The following is an 8,291-nucleotide window of genomic DNA, read 5'->3' as shown; positions in this document are numbered from 1 at the left end:
CGGCGCGGCGAGCAGCGCGTCGATCACGCCCACGGCGGCGCGGCGGTAACGCGCCGCGATGCCGGCGCCGACCGCCGCGGCGTAGATCAGCGTCGACTCGCCGGACAACATCGCTCCGCCTGGGAGCGGCTCCGTGATCCAGGCCTCCGCCGGCTTCGGCATCTGCTCGTCGAGCTGCTGCTCCCAGGCTTCGCCCCAGAGATCCAGCTCCTGGCCGATCGCCCGCAGCTCCTGGCGCACATGCCAATCCAGCTGTGCTTCCACTTGCTCCCCTAACGCCTGCAGAAATTCGCTTTGTCGCTTCCGCTTCTCCGCTTCTGTCTTACCGCCAGCGAACCAGCCCTTCGCTTTAAAGCCCGGGGCCTGGCTTTCCAAGTAGCGTCCCGCAAGCTCCCGTAACTGCGGCATCATCAGCTGCGCCGTATCCAGCAGGCTGCCGATCCGTCGCAGCCCCTCCTGCTTCCGAGGATCCCACGCCTGCTCTCCGGACGAGGCATCCCCCTCGAGCCTGCGCAGTTCTTCCTCCATTGCCGCTACGTCCGTTTCGCCTCCCGCTTCTTCTTCAAGCCGCTCACGACGAGCTTGCTCCGACTCAGCCACGCGTGTTAAATAACCCTCAACCGACTGAGCCGCCGAAGCGTAAGCCCCGTACTCCAGCAAACCGTCTCCCCGCTCAAACAAGGCGCGGAGCACTTCCTTCAACTGCGGCAGCATATTTCCCGGAGCATCATCTCTTTTCAAAGAAATATAAAATATTCCCTTCGCCGCGATATTCCATGCCCGGAACGCCTGGCTGACCGACTGTTGATACTCCTCAAAGAGGAGCTCCTCTTCCCGATGTTTATCGATTTGATTCACGACCATATATACCGGTTTACCATAATCGCTTAGCGATTTGGCAAAACTTAAATTCGTCTCCGAGGAGACGTGGTTATAATCCATCACATAGAACACTACATCCGCCAGGTGCAAAGCGGAATGCGTGGCCATCGCATGGCCGGCGTCATTGGAATCGACCCCCGGGGTATCCAGCAGAACGCCGCCGCGGGGCGGCAGCTCTCCCCGGTCCCAAAGTTCAACGCGGGTGTATTCTTCGCCGTTACGGCAATACGCCGCTACCTCCTCTACCGGCACTTCTACCTTGGCTTTGGCCGGATCAGCCGGCGTCAACAGCGCACGCGGCTCCCCTTCCCGTATGAGTACCACGTTAGCACTGGTAGGAAGCGGGCTAGCCGGCATGACCACCTTCCCGCATAACGCGTTAATTAAACTCGACTTTCCCGCCGAGAAATGACCGCAGAACGCCGCGACCAGCTCTCTCCGGCCCAGCTTATCGCCAACCTCTCGTAGTTCAGCCGCCGCGGTTAAGTCGCCCTCCCCTTCCAGCATATCTCGCAGCCGATGCAGCCGCTCACGTAATGATATCTCCGTATCCGTCATCGTCCCATCCATCCTAGTTCCTCCGTTTTCCACGCTGCGAAATCAAGTTTCATTTTAATTACTCATATTTTAACATTTCCCCGTTCGCTTGAATACGCTCCCTTAAGGATGTTTGTTTGCGTCCGCCTTCTACCAAAAAACCGTCTCCCAAGGAGACGGTTCTACCCATATGCAGCTTTAATTCCATTCTTGTGAAATCCATCCACGAACTAATATAAACCTACCTCTCGATCCGCCAGCACCTGTCCAGTGAGTGATAGATCGTAATCTCCTAATGAGGACAGTACCTCGTGCAACTCGGTCGATTCCAGCGCTTCGCGGAGCTTGGCGATCCACTCCCGGTTCTCCGGCTTATTCATCACGACAAGGTCGACCCGTTCAAGGGTCAGCGGAATGAAATCCAGTCCGGCGATTCTTGCTGGCCGTTCGCTGCCGATGCCAACATCCGCCTGGCCTAAGGCAATCCGTCCGCCAAGCCCCATATGCGAGGTTTCTTCTTGGGCGTAGCCGTAGACGGATGCAGGCACGATCCCATGCTTGCGCAGCTGCTCATCCAGCAGCACCCGGGCTCCCGAACCTTTCTCCCGATTAATCAACCGAATCCCGGGCCGCCCCAGGTCCTCCCAGGAACGGATCCCCAGCGGGTTACCCTGCTTGACGTAGAAGCCGGCCCTGCGAGCCGCAAAATTCAGCACCATATAAGGGAGAGAAATGAATAGCTTGCGAATGTAAGGCAAATTATACTCCCCGGTATCTCCGTCGTACAGATGCGTGCTAACGATATCCGCCGCACCGTTATACATGGCCACTAAGCTGTCCATACTGCTGGCAAAGGAACGCAGCGGACGGTATGCGCGAACTCTAGATTCCAACGCTTTGGCCAGCAGGTCAAGCCCCGGATCCTGCCCGGTAATGACCAACGTCCTGGCTCCATCCCGCACTTCTCCGCCGTCGGCATCCGGTCGGGTCGGTACGGTATAGGGAACCTGAAATACCGGCATGGCGGTGGCAGCGGACGACCCGGCCCCGCTTCTAGCTTTGTGCTTATACGCCTCCAAGTCGGTGGAGTCCACTCTCATTTGTTTGCCAACCCGGTATGCGGGAAGCTCCCCTTTTTTGATCAAATCATATACGGTTAACTTAGATACCTTTAACAGCTTGGCGATTTCTTCGGCTGTATAAGAGATCGGTTCGGTCATAGCTTACTCCTTCATCTGTTCCACCATAGTTCTTACAACTAGACTCATCTTACCGGGGATTTCCCTTTTTTTCAATGAAAACTCCCCCTAGGATCTATGCAGTTCGTTATGTTTCGTATAATCTAGATATAAATAGATATAACCAAGGAGGGGATCCATATGCAAAAATGTTTGAAGCTGCCCTTTTTGGCGGTGTTCTCTGCTCTTATCCTGCTCCTATCCGCCGGATGCGGCAGCAACTCACCAACAACGGTTGAGGACAAGTCTGAATCGGCTGAACAGGTCGAACTGCTCGTCTCCGCCGCTGCCAGCTTAACCGAAAGCCTCGATGAGCTCAAGAGTGTATACGAAGCCGAGCACAGCCATGTGAAGCTTACTTTTAACTATGCTGCCTCCGGAACGCTTCAACAGCAAATCGAACAAGGCGCTCCGGCTGATCTATTCCTGTCCGCCGGGACCAAGCAGATGAAAGCTTTGATCGACAAAGACCTGATCGATGACAGTCTAACAACCAACCTATTGACCAATGAACTTGTGCTGGTTGTTCTGCAGGATAGCTCCGAACAAATCGACAAAATCGAAGATCTGACAAAACTCAGCGATATCGCCATCGGCACCCCCGAATCGGTTCCGGCCGGGAAATACGCGCAGCAGACTCTTACTTACCATAAGCTTTGGGATTCCTTGCAATCCAAGCTTGTACTGACGAAAGACGTCAAACAGGTCTTATCCTATGTTGAAACCGGCAACGTCGACGCCGGATTCCTTTATAAGACGGACGCTGCCCTTTCAGATAAAGTGAAGGTAGCGCTAAATGCTGAAGTCGAAAGCCATGACCCGATTGAATATCCGATCGGAGTCCTCAAAGGCAGCGCTCATCCCGACGAAGCCAAAGCACTTTACGATTTCTTGTTAAGCGACCCCGCCCGGCAAGTGTTCAGCAAATACGGGTTCACCCCCGCGGAGTAATCGCCTATGAACGCACTAGGGATTCCGGAATCCTTCCTGGAGCCGGTTGGATTATCGCTGCAAGTGTCTATTGCCGCCACGGCCATCGCCTTTTTGGCTGGCCTTCTTGTGGCATGGCGCATGTCTACCGCCATCTTCTACGGAAAAACACTGGTGGAGACCGTCTTTCTGCTTCCGCTCGTCCTGCCGCCTAGCGTTGTCGGTTTTATATTGCTCGTGATGCTGGGCAAGAACAGCTGGATCGGGCAAGCCGCGGAATCTCTGTTGCACCTGAGCTTCGTGTTCCAACCGCTCGGCGCAGTGATCGCTGCAGCCGTCGTCAGCTTTCCGTTGATCTACCAATCGCTGAAATCCGGCTTCCAAGCGGTGGACAAAGAATTGAAAGACGCTGCTCGTTCGCAGGGAGCTGGGGAATGGCAAGTGCTTATCTATATTGTGCTGCCCCTTGCCTCCCGTTCGCTGCAATCGGCGTTTATTCTCGGGTTCGCCCGTGCGCTCGGCGAATTCGGGGCAACGATGATGATCGCCGGCAACATCCCCGGCCGAACCCAAACGATTCCGACGGCCATCTACTTTGCCGTCGATGCCGGGAAATTGCAATTAGCCTGGGCGCTGACAGGCTGCACCATCCTGTTCTCCTTCGGCCTGCTATGGATCTCCTCCCGCCTGAAAACCGACTAAGCCGAGCATAAGTTCGCTCTTGTGGAACGTCAAAAATCCCCTGCGGTCTGCCGTGTTCCTAACACGACTACCCAAGGGGATTTTAATTTGATCCTTCATTTCATGCGGCTTTGTCGCCCGATTTAACTGACAACATCCGCCGTTTCGGTTGGAAGCAAAATTTCAAACACTTTGCCGTGCTGCAAAATCGTGATACCTCTGGTCTTATCCTTCATAACAACGACTTCCGGTTTAACGGACATCCGTTCCAAATAATGCTCAGGCACCTCGCCGGAATCGCTGACAACCAAGCCTTCAACCTCTCGCTCGTCGTTTTCGCCTAATTTCAGATCGATCACTTGCTCGAACACGTCCGAAAATTGTTCAAAATTATCAGTATACACAGAAATGCATCTCATGGGGTCTCTCATCCTCACCTATGGGTTATCTTGTTTTGCCGCATTTTTCTTATTTTTTCTATTTTGCGGCGTTTTCATACGTTTCTTGCCCTCCCGACATACGTCAAGCAGCGGGCAGACTTCACATTTCGGGTTCTGCGCCTTGCAGTGGTACCTGCCGAAGAAGATCAAGCGATGGTGGGTTAACGTCCATTCATCCCTCGGAACCCGCTTCATTAATTTCTTCTCCACTTCAAGAACGGAGTCGTTCCATCCAGCCAAACCCAGTCGTTTACTGACGCGCTCCACATGCGTATCTACGGCAATAGCCGGAACGTCAAAGGCGTTGGATACTACCACGTTTGCCGTTTTTCGCCCTACGCCGGGAAGCTCAACCAATCGTTCATGTTCACGCGGAACCTCACCGCCGTAACGCTCCAGTAAAATATGACACAGGTTTTGAATATGCTTGGCTTTGCTGCGGAACAAGCCGATTTTCCGGATATCCTGTTCCAGCTCTTCTAACGGAACCGAAATATAATCCTCGGGCGTTTTATACTTTTGAAATAAATCGGCCGTGACTTTATTCACGGTTGCGTCGGTGCATTGCGCGGACAGGAGCACAGCAATCGTAAGTTCAAACGCATTCTCGTGGTTCAACTCGCAGCGTGCATCCGGAAACATGGCACCGATGGTGTCTAAAATATGGCGGACGTCAGCCGCATTCATGTCTCCACTCCTTTCCTGGAGGCCCTTGCTGGCAGCTCGGATTTATCCGCGAAAAAACCGCCTTGATCCGGGAAACATCCCGCATCAAGACGGTTGATCTCACGAAAATGATTATTGTTTTTCGATTTCAACCAGCTTGTCTCCGTTGAAATACAAAACAATTTTATCATTATTCTGGAGGGATTGCACGGATATTGTCGTGTCGCCTTGGTGAATATAGGTGTCTGCCGTTACCGCAAAACGATAATTGTTATCCGACGTGCTGGAACGCAGAACGATAATTTCCTTGGCTACCCCATCATAACGAGAAAACTTGCGTTCTTGCGGGGTTAACACTTTAATAACGACCGAGCCGTTCGTGTCTTTGCGAACTTCCACATGATCGTTAGTCGTAAGCGAAGTCGTGTTTGTGCTCACTTCGGTACCCCGTTGAACTTTCACGCCGTTCGACAGAGAGAAGGTCTCTACATTACCGGCAAAAGATTTCACCGTTAACGACGAACCGTCAACACTTTGAACCTTACCTAATGTCAGCTTCACAACCTGCAGCGATACGGCGGTTTGTCCATTAAACGTAACGTTAATGGTTTGTCCTGCCTTCAGATCGCTGACTTTGATCGCTCCGCCGTTTTCTCCAAGCAATACGGCCTGATCGACGTAGAACTCGCTGGACACGCCATTCGCCGTTGCCCGAATGCGACTGTTGGACGTATTCATCGAAGCGACCTCGAATTGAATAGAGGTCTTCACTGCCAAGGTTTGCAGGGCGTCCTGGTTCGCCGTCAACATCGCGGTTACCGGATCCCCAGCCTTGATATCGGCCAGCGTCGCACTCGCTTTGCCATAGATACTGATCGACGGCGTTGTTCCCTGATATGGGATTTCAACGGTTTTCCCGTTGCCCAGCAACATCGTGATCTTCTTCGTCGACGTATTGGCCGAAACGTATGTGCCCTCGTATTTGTAAGTCACTTCTACATTGACCACACGCGAACCAACGACCGTCAGATCCACTCTGCGTCCCTTGGACAACAACGCTTCCAGGCCGGTCAAGGTTGGTGTTGTCGTGTTATAAGTGTATTTCGTTTTGTCATCAATCACGAAGACATACGGTTTTTCCGCGGAATCCATCACGGTGAGCGCCTTCGTTTTCGCATCATAGTTGATGACGGAAGCGTTCGCCAACTGCTCGGACTGCCGTCCGGTTACAACAATCTTCGTAACTTCATCATCCGGGTTCAAGGTCATTTCGACTTTGTCCCCGCCTTTGGTGTCCGTAATGAGATCGTCCAGGCTCGCGTCCGCGATCCCGTTAATTTGCACGGTAACATTCTTCGCTAGCCGCTTGATTTCGTCGCGCCCGCTAGCGTTCGTGTAGCTGAGCAACGTATCGCCTACGAGATCCAGCAGAGTGCCGGTCACCGTACGTTCCGTTGCTTGAGTGACTTCAAGGGAAGTTAATACACTGTCCTTCACCGTATAAGTCACGGAAGCCCCTGTATTCACTTCTCCCATCGCATTAAGTCGTTGGTTTTGATACAGCAAAATCGTATTGTTATCGAACTTAAACGTCTCTTCCGCCCCATTGGCGGCTTTGATCGTTACGGTTTTTGCAGTTAGATCCACCTTAGACACCGTACCGTTGCTTGTCTTATCCACCAACGCCGATTTCACTTGAACAATAACCGGCTTCTTCTCCGCCGTAAACGTTTCACGCTGTACGACTACGGTGCTCTCAGACGTCAGGTCGCTCGCTTTGATGGCGTTTCCGTTTTGATCTAGGAAGCTGGTATTAGAATCATAGGTATAAGTCACCGAATCGTTATTCACCAGCAGAAGCAGGCGGTTATTCGGTAACACCCGCAGCAAAGTTCCTTCAACAGCTTCCAGCTGCTGGTTCGCATCCGTCACTTCCACATAAGCGGCCGAGCCCACCTTATCCACGGCCAGAACCTTGGTGTACAGCTTCAATACACTCTTCGAAGCTTTCGTTTCGGAATCCTTCGTAAAATAAACGGAACGGTTGTCCAATGCAAAGCTCTTCAACTGGCCGTTCGTATACAGCGTCAGCTTGCTATCCGTAAGCTCGGTTACGATCCCCTCATAGACGTTGGCATAACCCGGGTTGACGTATTCGCCGCCGCGGCTGAAGAAGGTCGCGAGCTGAGCGCGGGTGACTTTGCCAAGCGGATCGAATCGGTTGCCTTCAACCCCTTTGGTCAGGTTCAGCTGAACCGCAACATTGACGTAGCCGCGCGCGTTCGCGGAGATGCTCGATTGGTCGGCAAAACCGGTCGACATTGCTGCCGAGGCTTTAGCTTCCGCATCTTTGCCGAGAGAACGCACTAGAATTTTGGCGATCCATTCCCGCGAAGCTTTTTTCTCCCCCCAGGATTCGCCTTCCTTTGTGACAGCAACTTCTTCATTTTTGTCAATCAATTTCTTAGACAGAGCCAGCTCTAAATAAGGTTTAAAATAATTGCCAACCTTGAGATCTGCAGGAGCGGTAGACCCGCTGCCCAACTGAGAATCCAGGTTCATAAACCGGACAGCCATCGTAATGGCTTCCTGTTGAGTTACGCTATCGCTTGGCCGGAATCTGCCGGCATCGCCGAGGAGAATGCCCTCAGACGCCAGCTTGTATATATGCTTCTCCGCCCAAAATCCGCTCTGTACGTCGCTAAACAAAGATACCGCGGCGACATTTTGCGAGGTGTTTACAGTCGTCGTCTCTTCGGCGAATGCCGCAGAAGTTCCGCCCAATACCATGGCCGTAACCATCATGGCGGAAACCGCTTTTTGGGTACTGCGTCTAAACGTGCGTTTATAGGATGCCATCAAATTCTTCCTTTCTCCAAAAAAGATCTATCTACCCATTCGACGGCGGACGGGCGAG

The 8,291-nt window shown here is 52.8% G+C and carries 7 protein-coding genes; 2 read left to right on the top strand and 5 right to left on the bottom strand.

What is annotated here, in order from left to right:
* Both M0651_RS23275 and M0651_RS23270 read right to left on the bottom strand, forming a co-directional pair.
* Positions 1–1,452: dynamin family protein (locus tag M0651_RS23275; protein ID WP_248554053.1), on the bottom strand; the 1,452-nt coding region annotated here is incomplete at its 3' end.
* A 197-nt stretch (positions 1,453–1,649) separates the two neighbouring features.
* On the bottom strand, positions 1,650–2,639 hold the full coding sequence (locus tag M0651_RS23270) for a substrate-binding domain-containing protein (protein ID WP_248554052.1): 990 nt from the start codon (positions 2,637–2,639) through the stop codon (positions 1,650–1,652).
* 159 nt (positions 2,640–2,798) lie between these two features.
* On the opposite strand from M0651_RS23270, the gene modA reads away from it, so the two are divergent.
* A complete protein-coding gene (modA, locus tag M0651_RS23265; RefSeq protein ID WP_248554051.1) occupies positions 2,799–3,608 on the top strand; it encodes a molybdate ABC transporter substrate-binding protein in 810 nt (269 codons plus the stop codon).
* 6 nt (positions 3,609–3,614) lie between these two features.
* Positions 3,615–4,289: a molybdate ABC transporter permease subunit gene (gene modB, locus M0651_RS23260; RefSeq protein WP_248554050.1), complete on the top strand. Its 675-nt coding sequence runs from the start codon at positions 3,615–3,617 to the stop codon at positions 4,287–4,289.
* Between the two features lie 122 nt (positions 4,290–4,411).
* Here modB and M0651_RS23255 read toward each other — a convergent pair whose 3' ends face one another.
* From M0651_RS23255 to M0651_RS23245, 3 genes are all read right to left on the bottom strand, one after another.
* The gene (locus tag M0651_RS23255) at positions 4,412–4,687 is read right to left on the bottom strand and encodes an NAD/NADP transhydrogenase alpha subunit (RefSeq protein ID WP_155605274.1); all 276 of its coding nucleotides are present in this window, start codon (positions 4,685–4,687) and stop codon (positions 4,412–4,414) included.
* A gap of 18 nt (positions 4,688–4,705) precedes the next feature.
* Positions 4,706–5,395 (bottom strand): endonuclease III, encoded by a 690-nt coding sequence (gene nth / locus M0651_RS23250; protein WP_248554049.1) that lies wholly within the window; start codon positions 5,393–5,395, stop codon positions 4,706–4,708.
* A 111-nt stretch (positions 5,396–5,506) separates the two neighbouring features.
* On the bottom strand, positions 5,507–8,233 hold the full coding sequence (locus M0651_RS23245) for an S-layer homology domain-containing protein (RefSeq protein ID WP_248554048.1): 2,727 nt from the start codon (positions 8,231–8,233) through the stop codon (positions 5,507–5,509).
* Positions 8,234–8,291 lie beyond the last annotated feature (58 nt).

Source organism: Paenibacillus mellifer, assembly GCF_023195895.1.
GTDB classification, from domain to species: domain Bacteria; phylum Bacillota; class Bacilli; order Paenibacillales; family Paenibacillaceae; genus Fontibacillus; species Fontibacillus mellifer.
Note: the sequence above shows the minus strand (reverse complement) of the source record. Positions and strands in the feature narration are given on the sequence as shown.